The 16736-nt window shown below is 72.2% G+C and carries 17 protein-coding genes; 7 read left to right on the top strand and 10 right to left on the bottom strand.

Annotated elements, in window-relative coordinates; translation table 11 throughout:
- Positions 1-118: 118 nt before the first annotated feature.
- The gene (locus ABZ948_RS30375; protein ID WP_359764861.1) at positions 119-394 is read left to right on the top strand and encodes a DUF1876 domain-containing protein; all 276 of its coding nucleotides are present in this window, start codon (positions 119-121) and stop codon (positions 392-394) included.
- A 94-nt stretch (positions 395-488) separates the two neighbouring features.
- Here the strand turns inward: ABZ948_RS30375 and ABZ948_RS30370 are convergent, their stop codons facing one another.
- Positions 489-974, bottom strand: coding sequence for a MarR family winged helix-turn-helix transcriptional regulator (locus ABZ948_RS30370; protein ID WP_359764859.1), 486 nt, complete (start codon positions 972-974; stop codon positions 489-491).
- Positions 975-1081: 107 nt separating this feature from the next.
- On the opposite strand from ABZ948_RS30370, the gene ABZ948_RS30365 reads away from it, so the two are divergent.
- Entirely contained in the window at positions 1082-1723 is a 642-nt protein-coding gene (locus ABZ948_RS30365) for an FMN-dependent NADH-azoreductase (protein WP_359764857.1), read from the top strand.
- A gap of 39 nt (positions 1724-1762) precedes the next feature.
- Here the strand turns inward: ABZ948_RS30365 and ABZ948_RS30360 are convergent, their stop codons facing one another.
- The 6 genes from ABZ948_RS30360 to ABZ948_RS30335 form a co-directional block, all read right to left on the bottom strand.
- A complete protein-coding gene (locus ABZ948_RS30360) occupies positions 1763-2926 on the bottom strand; it encodes a serine hydrolase domain-containing protein (RefSeq protein WP_359764855.1) in 1164 nt (387 codons plus the stop codon).
- Between the two features lie 33 nt (positions 2927-2959).
- The gene (locus tag ABZ948_RS30355; RefSeq protein WP_184847257.1) at positions 2960-3406 is read right to left on the bottom strand and encodes an organic hydroperoxide resistance protein; all 447 of its coding nucleotides are present in this window, start codon (positions 3404-3406) and stop codon (positions 2960-2962) included.
- Positions 3407-3508: 102 nt separating this feature from the next.
- The gene (locus tag ABZ948_RS30350) at positions 3509-3970 is read right to left on the bottom strand and encodes a MarR family winged helix-turn-helix transcriptional regulator (RefSeq protein WP_355834682.1); all 462 of its coding nucleotides are present in this window, start codon (positions 3968-3970) and stop codon (positions 3509-3511) included.
- Between the two features lie 10 nt (positions 3971-3980).
- Complete coding sequence (locus ABZ948_RS30345) at positions 3981-4748, bottom strand: energy-coupling factor ABC transporter ATP-binding protein (protein ID WP_359764852.1); 768 nt, start codon at positions 4746-4748, stop codon at positions 3981-3983.
- Positions 4736-5497 carry a cobalt ECF transporter T component CbiQ gene (gene cbiQ, locus ABZ948_RS30340; protein ID WP_359764850.1) on the bottom strand — a complete coding sequence of 254 codons (762 nt, stop codon included), beginning with the start codon at positions 5495-5497 and terminating at the stop codon, positions 4736-4738. Before cbiQ ends, ABZ948_RS30345 begins: the two co-directional genes overlap by 13 nt.
- 1 nt (position 5498) lies before the next feature.
- On the bottom strand, positions 5499-6590 hold the full coding sequence (locus ABZ948_RS30335) for an energy-coupling factor ABC transporter permease (protein ID WP_359764848.1): 1092 nt from the start codon (positions 6588-6590) through the stop codon (positions 5499-5501).
- A gap of 169 nt (positions 6591-6759) precedes the next feature.
- Here ABZ948_RS30335 and ABZ948_RS30330 point away from each other — a divergent pair, with 169 nt between their 5' ends.
- A complete protein-coding gene (locus ABZ948_RS30330) occupies positions 6760-7125 on the top strand; it encodes an SsgA family sporulation/cell division regulator (RefSeq protein WP_359764846.1) in 366 nt (121 codons plus the stop codon).
- 26 nt (positions 7126-7151) lie between these two features.
- On the opposite strand, the gene ABZ948_RS30325 is transcribed toward ABZ948_RS30330, so the two are convergent.
- The 3 genes from ABZ948_RS30325 to ABZ948_RS30315 all read right to left on the bottom strand — a co-directional run bounded on the left by ABZ948_RS30325 (position 7152) and on the right by ABZ948_RS30315 (position 12429).
- Positions 7152-8822, bottom strand: coding sequence for a penicillin-binding transpeptidase domain-containing protein (locus ABZ948_RS30325; protein WP_359764844.1), 1671 nt, complete (start codon positions 8820-8822; stop codon positions 7152-7154).
- A gap of 96 nt (positions 8823-8918) precedes the next feature.
- A complete protein-coding gene (locus ABZ948_RS30320; RefSeq protein WP_359764842.1) occupies positions 8919-10553 on the bottom strand; it encodes a penicillin-binding transpeptidase domain-containing protein in 1635 nt (544 codons plus the stop codon).
- A 127-nt stretch (positions 10554-10680) separates the two neighbouring features.
- Entirely contained in the window at positions 10681-12429 is a 1749-nt protein-coding gene (locus ABZ948_RS30315; RefSeq protein WP_359764840.1) for a dolichyl-phosphate-mannose--protein mannosyltransferase, read from the bottom strand.
- Positions 12430-12541: 112 nt separating this feature from the next.
- On the opposite strand from ABZ948_RS30315, the gene rsmI reads away from it, so the two are divergent.
- The 4 genes from rsmI to ABZ948_RS30295 all read left to right on the top strand — a co-directional run bounded on the left by rsmI (position 12542) and on the right by ABZ948_RS30295 (position 16721).
- Positions 12542-13387, top strand: a complete 846-nt coding sequence (gene rsmI / locus ABZ948_RS30310) for a 16S rRNA (cytidine(1402)-2'-O)-methyltransferase (protein WP_359764838.1) — start codon at positions 12542-12544, stop codon at positions 13385-13387.
- Between the two features lie 323 nt (positions 13388-13710).
- Positions 13711-14196: a hypothetical protein gene (locus tag ABZ948_RS30305; RefSeq protein ID WP_359764836.1), complete on the top strand. Its 486-nt coding sequence runs from the start codon at positions 13711-13713 to the stop codon at positions 14194-14196.
- A gap of 79 nt (positions 14197-14275) precedes the next feature.
- A complete protein-coding gene (locus ABZ948_RS30300) occupies positions 14276-15157 on the top strand; it encodes a TatD family hydrolase (RefSeq protein ID WP_359764834.1) in 882 nt (293 codons plus the stop codon).
- A gap of 154 nt (positions 15158-15311) precedes the next feature.
- A complete protein-coding gene (locus ABZ948_RS30295) occupies positions 15312-16721 on the top strand; it encodes a resuscitation-promoting factor (protein ID WP_359764832.1) in 1410 nt (469 codons plus the stop codon).
- Positions 16722-16736: the final 15 nt, after the last annotated feature.

The following is a 16736-nucleotide window of genomic DNA, read 5'->3' as shown; positions in this document are numbered from 1 at the left end:
GGAGGGCGGCGATGCGGAGCATCGGCAACCGACGACAACGCGGCAGATGCGCGTGCCAGGCCCCGCGTCTGCGATCTGATCCAAACGACAGGCCCAAGGTGTTCCGGAGGTGATCGTCATGATGCACACCACAATGGGATGGCACGTCGAGCTGGAGTTCATGGAGGACGACCAGCACACTCGGGCGGCCGCGATGGTCCGTCTGCCCGACGGCAGCGAGGTACGGGCGCACGGGCACGCGAGCCGGCACCGGTCCGACGCCAATCAGCCCAGGGTCGGGGAGGAGATCGCCGGGGCCCGGGCGCTCAACGAACTCGCCATGCAACTGCTGACCAAGGCGCACGAGGAGATCGACCAGGCGTCCGGGCGGACCTCGCACCCGATCCACGTCTGAAGGACGCGCTCGGAGGCTCTCGTGTCGGGCCGAGGACCAAGGTGTGCCCGGGCGGGCTCGTGGCGGCGGGGCGCGGTCCGGCGGGAGCAGCCCTTCACTCTCCCGGAGCGCCCCGCTGAGCGGTGAGCGCGACCCGGGCCAGGAGGTCTCGGAACTGGACCCGGTCCTCTTCGCTCAACTCCGCGAGCAGCCGTGATTCAGTGGCCGCGACATCGGTTCGCACGCGCTGCAGCTGCGCTCGGCCTTCGTCCGTAAGGATCACGTGGCGAGCCCGCCGGTCCCGCGGATTCGGGCGTCGCGACAGCAGACCCAGCCCTTCCAGGTCGTCGAGAAGGTAGGTCATCACCGTTCGGTCGAGGCCGACCCGGCCGGCCAGTTCGAGCTGCGTGGGGGGTTCCTCGGTCGCGGCCAACGCCATGAGCACCAGGTAGGCGCGTGCTCCGCCGGGCAGTGCCTCCGCGGACTCGTCCGCAGCACGCCGAAGCGCCCCCGAAATGATGCGGATGGCCCACACCAGGTCGTTGTCCAGGTCTGCGCATTCAGCGCTGCCGCTCGCTCGGCCGCAGGGTTCAGAGGACATCCCGTCACCGTAGCAGCATTCGGCATGCCGACAGACAGTCTTGCCTCAAGATGTTCTGCTGGACATACTATCTGTGTCACAGCAGAACTTTGTGGAGGTACCGCACCGTGAACCTGTTCCGTCTCGACGCGAGCATCCGTACCGAAGGATCGGCGAGCCGCGCCCTCGCCGACACCGCCGAGCAGGCGTGGCTCGCCCAGCACCCGGGCGGGGTCGTGACCCGGCGCGACCTCGGCGTCCAGCCCTTGCCCGGGGATGTGTGGACCGCGCTCGCCGGCGCCGTCGTCAACCCCTCCGTGCCGGCCCCGGACGAGGCGCGCGAGCTCCTCGACCGTCTCGGTGCGGAACTCCTCGACGCCGACGCGTTCCTGTTCGCGGTGCCGATGTACAACTGGAATGTCCCGGCGCAGGTCAAGATCTGGCTCGACCTGATCCTGAATCACCCCCGGCTGGGCGTGCACGGTGACTGGCCGCTCAAGGGCAAGCCGGCGATCCTGGCGTTGAGCCGGGGCGGCGGTTACGGGCCCGGCAGCCCGAAGGAAGGCTGGGACCACGCCACGCCCTACCTGCGCAGGATCCTGGCCGACGTCTTCGGCCTCGACCTGCACATAGCCGAGGCGGAGCTGACCCACGCGTTCTGGGATCCGAACATGGAGTCGCTGCGAGGGCTGGCCGAAGAGTCGATGAAGACGGGGCACGAGCAGGCCGCCGAGCACGGCCTGCGGGTCGCCCGGCTGATCACGGCCTGACGCCCCGGGTCTGTCTCGGCCCGAACCTGGCGCAGGGGGCTAGCCCCCCAGCACGCTCCGTACCGCCCGGACCAGCCCCTGCGCCCGTGGGTCCGCCGTCACCGTCTTGCGGAAGCCGTTGGTGACGTAACCGAAGGCGATGCCGGTCTCCGGGTCGGCGAAGCCGAGGGCGCCGCCGCGGCCCGGGTGGCCGAAGGAGCCCGGGGTCAGCATCGGCGAGGCGCTGCCGTGCAGCATGTAGCCGAGGCCGAAGCGGGTGCCGACCACCAGGACCCGGTCGGGGCCCGCCGACTCCTCGGCCCGGGCCAGCTCCACCGTCCCGGGCGTGAAGAGGCGGGCGGCACCGGCCGTGTCACCGATCAGCGTCGCGTAGAAGCGGGCCAGTCCGTCCGCCGTGGCGATGGCGTTGGTCGCGGGCAGGGCCGCCGCGCGGTACGCCGGGTCGTTCTGCTCCGGGAACGGGGTGATGGCGGCGAAGGCGCGGCGGGTGAGGGAGTCCGGGTCCTGGTAGGCCTCGGTGACCGAGCGCTTGGGGCGGGCGCGCAGACCGCCGGCCGGCTCGGGCCCCTCGACGCGGCCCGCCCGTCCGACCCGGCCCGCCTCCGACTCCGGCAGGCCGAGCCACAGGTCCAGGACCAGCGGCCCGGTGATCTCGTCGGCGAGCCACTGGCCGGTGCCCCGCCCGGTCACCCGCCGCACCAGTTCGTCGACCAGCCAGCCGTACGTCAGCGCGTGGTAGCCGTGGTCGGTGCCGGGCTCCCAGACCGGGGCCTGCGCGGCCACGGCCGCCGGGCCCCGCAGCGGGTCGAGGGCCTCCTCGGGGGTGAGGGGCCGGTCCAGGACGGGGAGTCCGGCCCGGTGGTTCAGTACGTGCCGGACCAGCACCCGCTCCTTGCCGCGCGCCTTGAACTCCGGCCAGTAGTGGCCCACGGGGGCGTCCAGATCCAGCTGTCCGCGCTGGTGCAGCAGCAGGAGGACGGCGGCGGCGACCCCCTTCGTCGCCGAGCGCACGACCTGGGCGGTGCCGCGTTCCCAGGGGGCCGTGCCGTCGACGTCCTTGGTGCCGCCCCACAGATCGACGACCTTGTGCCCGTCCCGGTAGACGGCGACCGCCGCGCCCCGGTCACCGAGCGTCGCAAAATTACGTACGAACGCTTCCCTGACCGGCTCGAAGCCCTCGGCGACTGTGCCGTTCACGTCCACGTCGGTACCTCTCGTCTTGCGGGCCGCTCCCCTCTAGCCAAGCAGGATGGTCACGTCGATGTTCCCGCGGGTCGCGTTCGAGTACGGACAGACCTCGTGGGCCGCGTCCACCAGCCTGGTCGCGAGGTCGGCGTCGACGACCGGCAGGGAGACGCTGAGAGCGACCGCGAGGCCGTAGCCGCGCTGTTGGTTGGGGCCGATGCCGACCTTCGCGGCGACCGTGGAGCCGGTCAGGTCGTACCCCTCGCGGTTGCCGACGAGGATCAGGGCGTTGTGGAAGCAGGCGCTGTAGCCGGCCGCGAAGAGCTGTTCCGGGTTGGTGCCGTTGCCGTCGCCGCCGAGCTGCGGGGGCATGGCGACCTTGAGGTCGATCTGACCGTCCTGGCTGGTGACATAGCCGTCGCGACCACCGTGGGCGGTGGCCTCCGCCACGAACATGATCTTCGTCGGGCGGGTGTCGACGGCGGGGCCGTCAGTCATGCTGTCCTCCCCCGGAACCAAGTGCGCACAAACACATCGTGCACAAGGTACTGGCCGGTAACCGACCTGTCGTACCAGGGGGTATGCAACCGGGGGTAACCCTCAGCGGGCCCGGGCTGCCGCCGACTCCGCCCGCTCGGCCAGCCGCCACAGCTCCGCACGCAACCGCCCGGCCTCCGTGCCGTCGAGCCCCGTCGCCGCGACCAGTGCGCCGGGCACCCGCCCCGCCCGCTCCCGGAGTTCCTCCCCGCGGCCCGTCACGGCCACGAGCACCGACCGCTCGTCCCGCGCCGACCGCTCACGCCGGACCAGACCGGCCGCCTCCAGCCGCTTCAGCAGCGGCGAGACCGTGCCGTAGTCCAGACGCAGGGCCGCGGCCAGCTCCTTCACCGGCGTCTCGCCGCGCTCCCAGAGGACCAGCAGCACCAGGTACTGGGGGTAGGTGAGGCCCAGCTCGTCGAGGAGCGGGCGGTACGCCGCCGTCACCGCGCGCTGGGCGGCGTACAGCGCGAAGCACAGCTGGTCGTCCAGCCGTGGTGATCCGTCGCTCTCCTCGTTCGTCACGCGGCCATTGTCACGGACGGGCCGGAGCCGCCGGCACGGAACGCGGATCGAAACCGAACGGCAGCTCCAGACGGTGGGCCCGCATCAGCTCCTCGTCGGAGAGCAGCTCGCCGGTCGGCCCGTCGGCCGCGATCACCCCGTCGCTGAGGATCAGGGAGCGCGGGCACAGCTCCAGGGCGTAGGGCAGGTCGTGCGTGACCATCAGCACGGTCACGTCCAGGGAACGCAGGATGTCGGCCAGTTCGCGGCGCGAGGCGGGGTCGAGGTTGGAGGACGGCTCGTCCAGGACGAGGATCTCCGGCTCCATCGCCAGCACGGTCGCGACGGCCACCCGGCGCCGCTGTCCGAAGGAGAGGTGGTGCGGCGGCCGGTCCTTGAACTCCGCCATGCCGACCCGCTCCAGCGCCCGGTCCACGCGCTGCTCCAGCTCCGGGCCCTTCAGCCCGGCCGCCGCCGGCCCGAACGCCACGTCCTCCCGGACCGTCGGCATGAAGAGCTGGTCGTCCGGGTCCTGGAAGACGATGCCGACCCGGCGCCGGATCTCGGCCATGTGCTGCTTGCCGACGGGCAGCCCGGCGACCTTCACCGTGCCGGTGCCGCCGGTCAGGATGCCGTTGAGGTGCAGCACGAGGGTCGTCTTCCCGGCGCCGTTCGGCCCCAGCAGCGCGACCCGCTCGCCGCGCGCGATCGAGAAGTCGACGCCGAAGAGGGCCTGGTGCCCGTCCGGGTAGGCGAAAGCGAGGCCCGAGACCTCGAGGGAAGCAGTCACAGGGTCCATCCCAGCAGACAGACGGCGAGCGCCGCGCACGGGAGGGCGAGGGCGTACGACCACTGCGCCCGGGACGCGGTCACCTCGTCGATCACCGGCATGGAACCGGCGTAGCCGCGGCTGACCATGGCCAGGTGCACCCGCTCGCCACGTTCGTAGGAGCGGATGAACAGCGCGCCCGCGGACTTGGCGAGCACGCCCCAGTGCTTCACGCCTTTCGCCTCGAAGCCGCGTGACTCCCGGGCGATCCGCATGCGCCGCATCTCGTCCGTGATGACGTCGCCGTAGCGGATCATGAAGGACGCGATCTGCACGAGCAGCGGCGGGAGCTTCAGCCGCTGCAGGCCGAGGAGCAGCTCGCGCAGCTCGGTGGTGGCGGCGAGCAGGACGGAGGCCGCGACGCCGAGCGTGCCCTTGGCCAGCACGTTCCAGGCGCCCCACAGGCCGTTCACGCTCAAGGACATCCCGAGGACGTCGACCCGCTCGCCCTCCGCCACGAACGGCATGAGCACCGCGAACGCCACGAACGGCACCTCGATCAGCAGCCGCCGCAGCAGGAACCCGGCGGGCACGCGCGCGACGGCCGCGACCACGCCCAGCAGCACGGCGTACAGCCCGAACGCCCACATCGCCTCCCGCGGTGTCGACACCACGACCACCACGAACGCGAACACGGCGGCGAGCTTGGTGTGCGGCGGCAGACCGTGCACGGGCGAGTGCCCGTGCCGGTAGAGCCTGTGCGCGTGTCCCGCACCCATGTCAGAGGCTCGTGGTGCTGGTCGTGCTCGTGGTGCTCGTGGTGCTCGTCGTCTCCGACGGGGAGGCGTCGGCCGTGCGGCGCCGGCGCACCGCCCAGAACACCGCGCTGCCCGCGACCACCGTCACGCCCACGCCGATGACCCCCGCCAGCCCCCCGGACAGGCGGGCGTCGTCGACGTCCTTCACGCCGTAGTCGGCGAGGGGGGAGTCGGCCACCGCGTGCTCCTCGGTCTTCCGGTCGATGCCGTGGTCGGCCGCGACCTTCTCCAGGCCGTCGGGGTCGGCGGAGGCGTAGAAGCTGACGAACCCGGCCAGGACCAGGGAGGCGACGAGACCCGCGGCCCACACCTTGCGGTGCGAGGTCCGGGCGGCGGCCGGCACCGGCTCGGGCTCGGCGCCGGGGGCGTCGACCAGCTCGCCGTTCACCCGCAGCTTGAGCTTCCGCGTCAGGCCGCGCGCCCCGTACACCAGGTCCGGGCGTACGGCGATGACCGCGCCGACGGTCAGGGCGGTGATCACGGCCTCGCCGATGCCGATCAGGACGTGCACGCCGACCATGGCGGTGGCGACCTTGCCGATCGAGACGTCGGTGGTGCCGCCGACGGCGTACATCAGCGTGAAGGCCAAAGCGGCGGCCGGGACGGAGACCAGCGCGGCGACGAAGGAGGCCGCGGTGACCGACCGGCGGGTGCGGGGCAGCACCTTCACCAGGCCGCGGAAGAGGGCGTAGGCCACGACCACGGTGACGATGCCCATGTTGGTGATGTTCACGCCGAGCGCGGTCAGGCCGCCGTCGGCGAAGAGGATGCCCTGCATGAGCAGGACGACGGAGACGCACAGGACCCCGGTACAGGGCCCGACGAGTATCGCGGCCAGCGCGCCGCCGAGCAGATGGCCGCTGGTGCCCGCGGCGACGGGGAAGTTCAGCATCTGCACGGCGAAGATGAACGCCGCGACCAGCCCGGCCAGCGGCGCCGTGCGCTCGTCGAGTTCCCGGCGCGCGCCGCGCAGACTCACGGCGATGGCGCCCGCGGCGATCACACCGGTGGCGGCGGACGTGGGGGCGTTGATGAAGCCATCAGGTACATGCACCGTTCGATGATGTGGCTTGATGCGAACGATGTGCAAGAGCGTGACGCTCGTTTTATCTCATCCGTGATATGTGCGGCCTCAGGGAGCGCAATCCGGAAAATATGCGACATTGGAGGGGGAGTGCACGCACAGTTTCTCCATAGATGGCGCACGGTGAAGGGGCCGTCCGATGTCCGTAGTCGAGCAGTACGCGCGAGCCCACATCGTCACGGACGCGGACGTGCCACTGGCGGACGAGCTGGAGGCGGTTCCGGTCACCCTGCGGTACGACCCCGAGCGGGACCCCCGTGCCGTGCGCATCGCACTGCCCGGGGCCGGGGGACGGGAGTGGGCCTTCGACCGGGCGCTGCTGGAGGAGGGGCTGCGGGCCCCGACGGGCAGCGGCGAGGTACGGGTGTGGCCCTGCGGCCGGGTGCAGGCCGTGGTGGAGTTCCACTCCGCGCACGGGGTGTCGGTGGTGCAGTTCGAGCGGCAGGCGCTGCTGCGGTTCCTGCGGCGGACGTACATGGCCGCCGCGGAACCGGTCACGCACTGACCTTCCGAAGCGCCGACCTTGCGGGCTCAGTCGCCCATCTTCAGCAGCGCCGCCACGATCGGGCCGGCCGTCGAGCCGCCGTGCCCGCCCTGCTGGACCACGCCCGCGGCGGCCAGGTCGCCCCGGTAGGCCGTGAACCAGCCGTTCGGCTTCTTCTGGCCGTCGACCTCGGCGGACCCGGTCTTCGCGCCGACGTCGCCGCCGACCCCGGCCATCGCCTCGGCGGCCGTGCCCGCCGCGGCCGTGTACGCCATCAGCTCGCGCAGCTGGGACAGCGTGCCCGCCGACATCGTGCGCGGGGCCGTCGCGAGCTTGCGGCCGTCGACGTCCGGGGAGACCAGGTAGGGCTGGTGGAACGTGCCGGACTTGACCGTCGCCGACACCGCCGCCATGTTCAGCGGGTTCATCCGGACCCCGCCCTGCCCGATCAGCGAGGCACCCATCTGGGCCGCCGACTGCACCGGCACCGCGCCGTCGAAGGACGGCACGCCGATCGCCCAGTTGTTCATGCCCAGTCCGAACACCTGCTGGGCCTGCTTGGTGAGGTCGTCGTCCTTCAGCTTCGGCGCCTGGCTGATGAAGGCCGTGTTGCAGGAGCGGGCGAAGCTCGCCTTGAACGTGCCGCCCTTGATCTCGAACTTGTCGTCGTTCTGGAACTTCCAGTGCCCGTACGTGAAGTACTTCGGGCAGGGGTGCTTCTTGTCCGCCGAGGCGAGGCCCTTCTCGATCAGCATCGAGGCCGTGATGACCTTCATCGTGGAGCCGGGCGCCAGGGAACCCTGGAAGGCGGTGTTGAAACCGGGCGAGGCGTTGGCCGCGGCCAGGATCTCGCCGGTCGAGGCGCGCATCACCACCACCGACGACCGGGCCTTCTTCGCGACCTGCTGCTCGGCCGCCGCCTGGAGCGCCGGGTCCAGGGTGGTCTTCACCGTGCCCGGCGTGCCCTCGCTCAGCTCCAGCAGGGTCTTGTCGGACAGGTCCTTCGCCTTGGAGGCCTTCCCGCGCACGACCCGGAGCTCGATGCCGGCCTTGCCGCCGGCCTTCTTGCCGTACTTCTCGCGCAGCCCGTCCAGCACGGGGCCGATCGAGGCGTACTTCCGCTTGGTCAGTTCGCCGCCGTCCCGGTCGAGCGCCTTGACCGGGGGCGTGCCCGCCTCGCCGGTGACCAGCTCGTCGCCGTCCTTCAGATCGGGGTGGACGACCGCGGAGTGCCAGTCGACCAGCGGTTTGCCGTCGCTCGTGCGGCGGACGACGGTGAGCGCGCTGTCGTAGGCGAGCGGCTTCTCGGTGCCCTTGTAGGACACCGTGGCCTTGACGGAGAAGGGCACCTTGGCGCCGGTGGGCGTGCCCGGGGTGAGGGTGACGTCCTTGATGCGGGCGTCCTTGCCGTAGCCGGTGAGCAGGGCCCGGGCCGCGGCCGCGTCGTCGGTGGCCGCCGCGGCCTGGGGGACCTTGCCCGACTGCCAGGCGGTGAGGAAGGCGCGCGCGGTGGTGGTGACCTCGGAGGGTGACGGCGGGCCCGTCTTCACCTTGGGCTTCTGGTCCGAGGCCGCGCGCGACCCGTCGTCGGCCGCGGCACCGCCGCCGTACAGCGCGTAGGCGCCGGCCCCGGCCCCGACGACGACCACGGCGATCATCCCGCCGATCACGGCGGGCTTCGTCTTCCGTCGCTCGGCGACGCGCCTTCTGTTGCCCACTGCTGTCCGTCCTCCGGTGAATCCCCAGGGTCCCCGTTGCCCTCAGCTGTCCCAACGACGGCCACCACCCTAGAGTCCCGTCACGCGGAGGTGAGATCAGCCACCTGTTCGTAGCACGGCTGCGACAATCGGCCCGGCCGCGTCGCCGCCGTGGCCGCCCTGCTCGGTCATGGCCGCCGCCGCGACGTCGCCCCGGAACCCGGTGAACCAGCTGTTGGACTTGGCGTTGCCGTCGACCTCGGCGGAGCCGGTCTTGGCGCCGATGTCGCCGCCCAGCCCGGCCATGGCCGCCTGGGCGGTGCCCTGGGTCGCGGTGAGGCGCATCATCTGCTTCAGCTGTGCGACGGTGCTCGCCTTCAGGCCCTCGGCCCGGGCGAGCGGCCGGTCGTCGAGCTCCGGCGAGACGAGGTAGGGCTGGCGGAAGGCGCCGGTGATCGCGGTCGCGGTGACCGAGGCCATGTTCAGCGGGCTCATCTGGACCTGGCCCTGCCCGATGGCGCCGGCCGCGCGGTCGGGTCCGCTGACCGTGGGGACGCTGCCGTCGAAGGAGCCGATGCCGGTCTTCCAGTTGTCCTGCCCGAGCCCGAAGTGCTGCTCGGCCTCCTGGGTCAGCGAGGCGTCGGTGAGCGGCTTCTCGTCGATGAGCTTGATGAAGGCCGTGTTGCAGGACCGCATGAAGCTGTTGGCGAGGGTGGCGTTCTCGTTGGGCTCCATGCCCGCCAGGTTCTTGAACGTCTGGCCCTGCCACACGGCGGTGTCCGGGCAGGGCGCGGGGCCGTTCATGGAGGTCACGCCGTTGTCGATGAGCATCGCGGCGGTGATGATCTTCATGGTGGAGCCGGGGGCCGCCTCCCCCTGGAAGGCTGCGTTGAAGCCGTCCGTGCGGTTGTTGGCCACCGCCAGCACCTCGCCGGTGCTGGGCCTGACGGCCACCACCGAGGACTGGGCGAATCGTTTGACCGCCTTCTCGGCAGCGGCCTGCGCGCTCGGGCTGATCGTGGTGGTGAGCTTGCCCGGCTTGCCCTTGGCGAGGGTCAGCAGCGGGGTGTCGGGGGCGCTCTCGCCGGCGTGCCGGATGACCAGCTCGATGCCCGGGGTGCCGCCGGCCTCCTTGCCGTACTTGTCGCGCAGGGCGTCCAGGATCGGGCCGAGGGAGGGGTACTTCTCCTTCGTCAGCTCGGAGCCGTCACGCCCCACGGCCTCGATCGGCGGGTTGGCCGACGTCTCCGTGACGAGGGTGTCGTCCCGTCTCAGCTCGGGGTGCACGACCGACGGCTGCCAGTCGACCAGCGCCCGGCCGGTGGTGAGGCCGCGCACGACCTTCAGCTCGCTGCCGTAGCTCAGGGGCTTGGACTTCCCGCCGTAGGACACCTTCGCCTTCACGGTGTACGGCACGGTGGTGCCCTTCGCCGCGCCGGGCGTGATCCGCACGTCCGTGATGTGCGCGTCGTCGCCGAAGGCCGTCAGCAGCTGCTCGGCGGCCGCGTCGTTGTTCGTGTACGACGCGGCCTGGGCGGCCTCGCCCTTCTCCCAGGCGGTGAAGAACGCGGTCGTGGTCTCCTTGACCTCGTCCTGGTCGGGCGGACCCGACTTCTTCTCCGCGGCCACCCCGCTGGTGCCGCCCCCGTCACCGTCCAGCGCGCTCACGATGTTGAAGGCGCCGTACCCGGCCCCACCCACCATCACCGCGAACACGCCGCCTATGACAGCGGCCTTGACCCCCTTGCCCATTGGGCGGTCCCCTCCCCGTTGAGCTCACGCGCCCTCTTGAACGCGTTCAGAAAGCTCGATCCGGGTGCACTCTATGCGCAGGGGGTGTCAACCGGGACGTGAGTTTCGATTTTTGACCGAACGGAGGTCAAACCCAGGTGTCCAGCCACATCCGCGCCCGCCAGTCGTCGATCGGGATGGCCTGGCCCGTGTACAGGGGCCAGAAGTAGATGAAGTTCCAGGTGATCAGCAGGACCAGGACGCCCGCTGCCGTGGCGCCCGCGACGCGGCGGGTGTCGGAGGAGCGGGGCGGGCCGATGATCGCGCCGAGGAGCATCGCCACCGCCAGGCACAGGAAGGGCAGGAAGACGACGGCGTAGAAGAAGAAGATCGTGCGCTCCTGGTACATGAACCAGGGCAGGTAGCCGGCCGCGATGCCGCAGGCGATGGCGCCCGCGCGCCAGTCGCGGCGGAAGAACCAGCGCCACAGCACGTACAGGACGGCGAAGCAGGCGACCCACCACAGCAGGGGCGTGCCGAGCGCGAGGACCTCACGGGCGCACTTCTCGCCGGCGTCGGCGGGGCAGCCGTCCTTGCCGGGAGCCGGGGACTCGTAGAAGTACGACACCGGGCGGCCTAGGACGAGCCAGCTCCACGGGTTGGACTGGTACGTGTGCGGTGAGGACAGCCCGACGTGGAACTCGTAGACCTGGTGCTCGTAGTGCCACAGGCTGCGCAGCCAGTCGGGCAGGAAGCTCCAGGTGCCGCCCTTGCCGTCGGTCGCGGCCCAGTTGCGGAAGTAGCCGCCGGAGCCGTCCGTGGCGGAGAGGATCCAGCCGGCCCAGGAGGCGAGGTAGGTGAGGAGCGCGACCGGGACCGTGGCGATGAACGCGAGGTTCATGTCACGCCGGATGACGGCCTTGTACGGGTGCCGGGCACCGGCGACCCGGCGCGAGCCGACGTCCCACACCAACGCCATCAGGCAGAACGCGGCCAGGACGTAGAGGCCGTTCCACTTCGTGCCGATGGCCAGGCCCAGCATCAGGCCCGCCGCCCAGCGCCAGGGCCGCCAGCCGAGGCGGGCCGTCTCGGCCGTGTGCCGGTCGGGGCGGACCCGGCCGTCGGCGTCCGCGGGGAGCGCGGCGGCGAGTTTCTCGCGGGCCTTGTCCCGGTCGACGAGCAGGCAGCCGAACGCGGCCAGCACGAAGAACATCAGCACGCCGTCGAGCAGCGCCGTGCGGCTCATCACGAAGTGCAGGCCGTCCAGCGCCATCAGCGCGCCGGCGAGGCAGCCCAGGAACGTCGAGCGGAACAGCCGGCGGCCGATCCGGCACAGCAGCAGCACGGACAGCGTGCCGAGCAGGGCCGTCATGAACCGCCAGCCGAAGGGGTCGAACCCGAACATCAGCTCGCCGAGCCCGATGACGTACTTCCCGATCGGCGGGTGCACGACGTACGCCGCGTCCGTCGGCAGTGTGACGTTCCCGCCCGACGACAGGATCAGGTCGTTGGCGTTCTTGTCCCAGTTGAGCTCGAACCCGCGGTGGACGAGCGCCCACGCGTCCTTGGCGTAGTACGTCTCGTCGAATATCACCGCCCTGGGGCTGCCCAGGTTCCAGAAGCGCAGGACCCCGGCCAGCAGCGTGACCAGCAGCGGGCCGATCCAGCCCGACCAGCGCACCAGCCGGCCCGCGAGCGCGTGCGGGACGCCGAGCGCCGCCCACAGGCGCGGGGAGGGCTCGGTGTACGGCGGCACCAGCCGGTCGCGGACGTCACGGGCGTCGCTTCTGGGCTGCCCCTGGTAGCCGAAGCGGCGCAGCCGCTGCTGCCAGGACGGCCGCTGCTCGTGCGGCGCCTGGCCCTGCCGGGTGTCCGTCGAGGACGCGGTACTGGTCACCGCGCCATCGTAGGGAACCGTTCTGTGTGAGTCCCGTGCATGGCCGGTATGCGTCCCCATCCTCCGCCCCTGGGAGGAGTCCGCGTCCCGCGCCCCTGGGAGGATGGGGGGCGTGACCGGAACCCTCGTACTCGCAGGCACCCCCATCGGCGACATCGCGGACGCCCCGCCCCGGCTCGCCGAGGAACTGGCCGGAGCCGATGTCGTCGCCGCCGAGGACACGCGGCGGCTGCGGCGGCTGACCCAGGCGCTGGGCGTCACGCCCAAGGGGCGGGTGGTGTCGTACTTCGAGGGCAACGAGTCCGCGCGCACGCCCGAGCTGGTCCAGGAGCTGGTGGGCGGGGCGCGGGTGCTGCTCGTCACGGACGCGGGGATGCCGTCCGTCTCCGACCCCGGCTACCGGCTCGTCGCGGCCGCGGTCGAGAGGGACGTGCGGGTGACCGCCGTGCCCGGGCCGTCCGCGGTGCTGACCGCGCTGGCGCTGTCCGGGCTCCCCGTCGACCGGTTCTGCTTCGAGGGGTTCCTGCCGCGCAAGGCGGGGGAGCGGCTGGGGCGGCTGCGGGAGGTGGCCGGGGAGCGGCGGACCCTCGTGTACTTCGAGGCTCCACACCGGCTGGACGACACGCTCGCGGCGATGGCCGAGGTGTTCGGTGCCGAGCGCCGGGCGGCGGTGTGCCGGGAGCTGACCAAGACGTACGAGGAGGTGCGGCGGGGCGGGCTGGCGGAGCTGGCCGCCTGGGCCGCGGAGGGCGTGCGCGGGGAGATCACCGTGGTGGTGGAGGGCGCGCCCGAGAAGGGGCCCGAGGAGATCGGCCCCGAGGAGCTGGTGCGGCGGGTCCGGGTCCGGGAGGAGGCCGGGGAGCGGCGCAAGGAGGCGATCGCGGCGGTGGCCGTCGAGGCCGGGGTGCCGAAGCGGGTCGTGTTCGACGCGGTGGTCGCCGCGAAGAACGCCGGCTGACGGCCGCTGTCGTTCCGCGTCCCGAAGGTCGCACCGTGCCCCGAAGACGGTCGCGTGCCTCGAAGACCGTCCCGGGCCCCGAAGACCGTCCCGTGCCTCGAAGATCGCCCCGTGCCCTAAGCGGGGCGTAAACCCCCTCTGAGCAGGGCGCATGTCGGATGAGCGTGCGCCCCATGGGCCGGCAAAGGCGACCGGGGTCTGGGGCAAGGAACGCCCAAAACAGCGCCAACAGTCGACAGGTCTGCTGCCTTCGGTCCGGCTGAGGAGTCCACTGGGTTGCGGGGACGGAACCGTCCTCACGCCACAGCGGAACAGGAGCTGGCATGAGTGAGATCGCAGGGCAGACCGGGCTCCGCGCCGGTGCGAGCGCCGTCGTCAACGAGTCGTACTCCTTCGCCTGCATGCGCTGCGGGTACGGCTGGGAACAGTCCTACGAGATAGAGCACCATACGGACGCCGCGGGGCACGAGTTCGTCCTCTACGTCGCGGACGGCAAGGTCGTGCCCTCCCCGCTGAGCAAGCCCACGTGCCAGAACTGTGACGGTCACGTCGTACGGATCATGCGGCCCGGCCGGGTCGCGTCGGCGCGCAACGCGGCGCAGCGGCCCGGCCGGGTCGCGTCGGCGCGCAACGCGGCGCACCGGCCTCACCGCGTGCCGCCGCCCGCCGGGCCCGTGGAGGCCCCCGCCACGGCAGCCGAGTCCGCGTCCGGGTCCGGGTCCGAGTCCGAGTCCGTGCAGGACAGGCCCGAGGACCACCACTGGCACCTGTCCGACCTGCTGCACCCCTTCCAGCGCAAGGCGAGCTGACCCGTCCGGCTCCCTTGTCCGACGCCCTCCCCGGTCCTCCCCCATCGGGGAGGGCGTACCCCTTTCGTAGGATCGGGGCATGCCTTCGAACGACTCCGACAAGCACGCCGCGCCCCCGCTGCCGGACCCCCTCCGGGTGCCGGTCGCCGACTCCCACACCCACCTGGACATGCAGTCCGGCACGGTCGAGGAGGCGCTGGCGAAGGCGGCGTCGGTCGGAGTGACGACCGTCGTGCAGGTCGGCTGCGACCTCAAGGGCTCCCGCTGGGCGGCCGAGACGGCCGCCGCGCACGACGCCGTCCACGCGACGGTCGCCCTGCACCCGAACGAGGCGCCCCGGATCGTCCACGGCGACCCCGACGGCTGGTCGCGGCAGGGCGCGCGCGAGCCGGGCGGCCAGGCCGCCCTGGACGACGCGCTCGCCGAGATCGACCGGCTGGCCGCACTGCCCCAGGTCAAGGGCGTCGGCGAGACCGGCCTCGACTACTTCCGCACCGGGCCCGAGGGCAAGGCGGCGCAGGAGCGGTCCTTCCGGGCGCACATCGAGATCGCCAAGCGGCACGGCAAGGCCCTGGTGATCCACGACCGCGAGGCCCACGCCGACGTCCTGCGCGTACTGAAGGAGGAGGGCGCCCCCGAGCGGACCGTCTTCCACTGCTACTCCGGCGACGCCGAGATGGCGGAGATCTGCGCGAGCGCGGGCTACTTCATGTCCTTCGCCGGCAACGTCACCTTCAAGAACGCCCAGAATCTGCGGGACGCGGTGGCGGTCGCCCCGCTGGAGCTGCTCCTCGTGGAGACGGACGCGCCCTTCCTCACGCCGGTGCCCTTCCGGGGGCGGCCCAACGCCCCCTACCTCGTGCCGATCACGGTGCGGGCCATGGCCGAGGTGCGCGGCATCGACGAGGACGCGCTGGCCACGGCACTCGGGGCGAACACGGCACGCGCGTTCGGTTACTGAACCGGCTACTCCCTCCCGCCCCTTCCCACCCTTCCGACCTGCCGCACGACTGTGCGTAGTCGCGTCGCTTTGGAGAGTGACGGCCGCTCCGCTAGGTTCTGGGGGCCCGATCCGGACCCCTCTGGACCCCCTCCGGCCCCTGGAGCGTGTCGGCGTGAGCAACTCGCAGTACGAGACGTACGAGACCTACGGCCCGGCCTACGCGGACCCCGTGTACGGCGGTTTCGACGCACCGCCCACCGATCTGCACAGCGCCGAGACGCTCGGGTATGGGGACACGTACCGGCCCGCCTACGAGGTGCCGACCCTGCCCGGGCTGCCCCGGCAGGGCACTCCCGACGACGAGCCGATGCCCAAGCCGATGCCCGAGCCGGGTACGAAAGGGGCGCGGGCCGGAGCGCGCGCCGCGTCACGCACCGGCTCGCACCGCAGGTCCGCGCGCCGGCGCAAGGCGCGGTACGCCGAGCGCCCGGACGGGTCCATGCGGCGGCTGCTCCCGCAGGCCCTGGTCGTCGCCTTCCTGGCGGGCGGCACCACGGCGTTCGTCGCCAAGGACAAGGCGATCGAGCTGAACATCGACGGCAAGGCGCGCACGCTGCACACCTTCGCCGACGACGTCACCGAGCTGCTCGCGGAGGAGGGCGTCGAGATCGGCGCCCACGACGTGGTGGCGCCCGGGCCCGGCACGGAGATCACCAGCGGTGACGAGGTGGCCGTGCACTACGCCCGCCCGGTGCGGCTCACCCTCGACGGCCACCGGCGCGAGGTGTGGACGACGGCCCGCACGGTGGCGGGCGCGCTGCGGCAGCTGGGGGTGCGGCAGGAGGGCGCGTACGTCTCCACCTCGCGCTCCCGGCGGATCGGGCGCGAAGGGCTCGCGCTGGACGTACGGACCGAGCGCACAGTCACGATCATGGCGGACGGCCGGGCCCGGACCGTCCGCACCAACGCGGCGACCGTGCGGGAGGCCGTCGAGGAGGCCGGGATCACCCTGCGCGGCCAGGACACCACGTCCGTCCCGCAGGGGAGCTTCCCGCGCGACGGGCAGACCGTCACGGTGCTGCGCATCACCGGCGGCAAGGAGGTCCGCGAGGAGGTGATCCCCTTCCAGGTGCGGCGCACGCAGGACCCGACCCTGTTCAAGGGCACGGAGGTCGTGGAGCGCGCGGGCGAGCCGGGCCTGCGCCGGGTCACCTACGCCCTGCGCACGGTCAACGGCGTCAAGCAGAAGCCGCGCCGGGTCGGGTCCGAGGTGGTGCGCGAGCCCCGCCCGCAGGTGGTCAAGGTCGGCACCAAGCCGCGCCCCGCGTCCGTGCAGGGCGCCGACCACCTCGACTGGCAGGGCCTCGCGGCCTGCGAGTCCGGCGGCCGCCCCGACGCGGTCGACCCGTCGGGCACGTACGGCGGCCTCTACCAGTTCGACACCCACACCTGGCAGGCCCTGGGCGGCACGGGCCGCCCCCAGGACGCCCCGGCGGCGGAACAGACGTACCGGGCGAAGAAGCTGTACGTGCGCCGCGGCGCCAGCCCCTGGCCGCACTGCGGGGGACGGCTGCGCGGGTAGGCCGGCTGCACGGAC

It is taken from the genome of Streptomyces olindensis, assembly GCF_040645895.1.
GTDB lineage: Bacteria > Actinomycetota > Actinomycetes > Streptomycetales > Streptomycetaceae > Streptomyces > Streptomyces olindensis.
Note: the sequence above shows the minus strand (reverse complement) of the source record. Positions and strands in the feature narration are given on the sequence as shown.

Coding starts and splice junctions, on each gene's coding strand:
- ABZ948_RS30345 (WP_359764852.1), bottom strand. CDS start 4,748: ATGGACCCTGTGACTGCTTCCCTCGAGGTCTCGGGCCTCGCTTTCGCC.
- ABZ948_RS30370 (WP_359764859.1), bottom strand. CDS start 974: ATGTCCTCTGAACCCTGCGGCCGAGCGAGCGGCAGCGCTGAATGCGCA.
- ABZ948_RS30375 (WP_359764861.1), top strand. CDS start 119: ATGATGCACACCACAATGGGATGGCACGTCGAGCTGGAGTTCATGGAG.
- ABZ948_RS30305 (WP_359764836.1), top strand. CDS start 13,711: ATGAGTGAGATCGCAGGGCAGACCGGGCTCCGCGCCGGTGCGAGCGCC.
- cbiQ (WP_359764850.1), bottom strand. CDS start 5,497: ATGGGTGCGGGACACGCGCACAGGCTCTACCGGCACGGGCACTCGCCC.
- ABZ948_RS30330 (WP_359764846.1), top strand. CDS start 6,760: ATGTCCGTAGTCGAGCAGTACGCGCGAGCCCACATCGTCACGGACGCG.
- ABZ948_RS30300 (WP_359764834.1), top strand. CDS start 14,276: ATGCCTTCGAACGACTCCGACAAGCACGCCGCGCCCCCGCTGCCGGAC.
- ABZ948_RS30320 (WP_359764842.1), bottom strand. CDS start 10,553: ATGGGCAAGGGGGTCAAGGCCGCTGTCATAGGCGGCGTGTTCGCGGTG.
- ABZ948_RS30355 (WP_184847257.1), bottom strand. CDS start 3,406: ATGACTGACGGCCCCGCCGTCGACACCCGCCCGACGAAGATCATGTTC.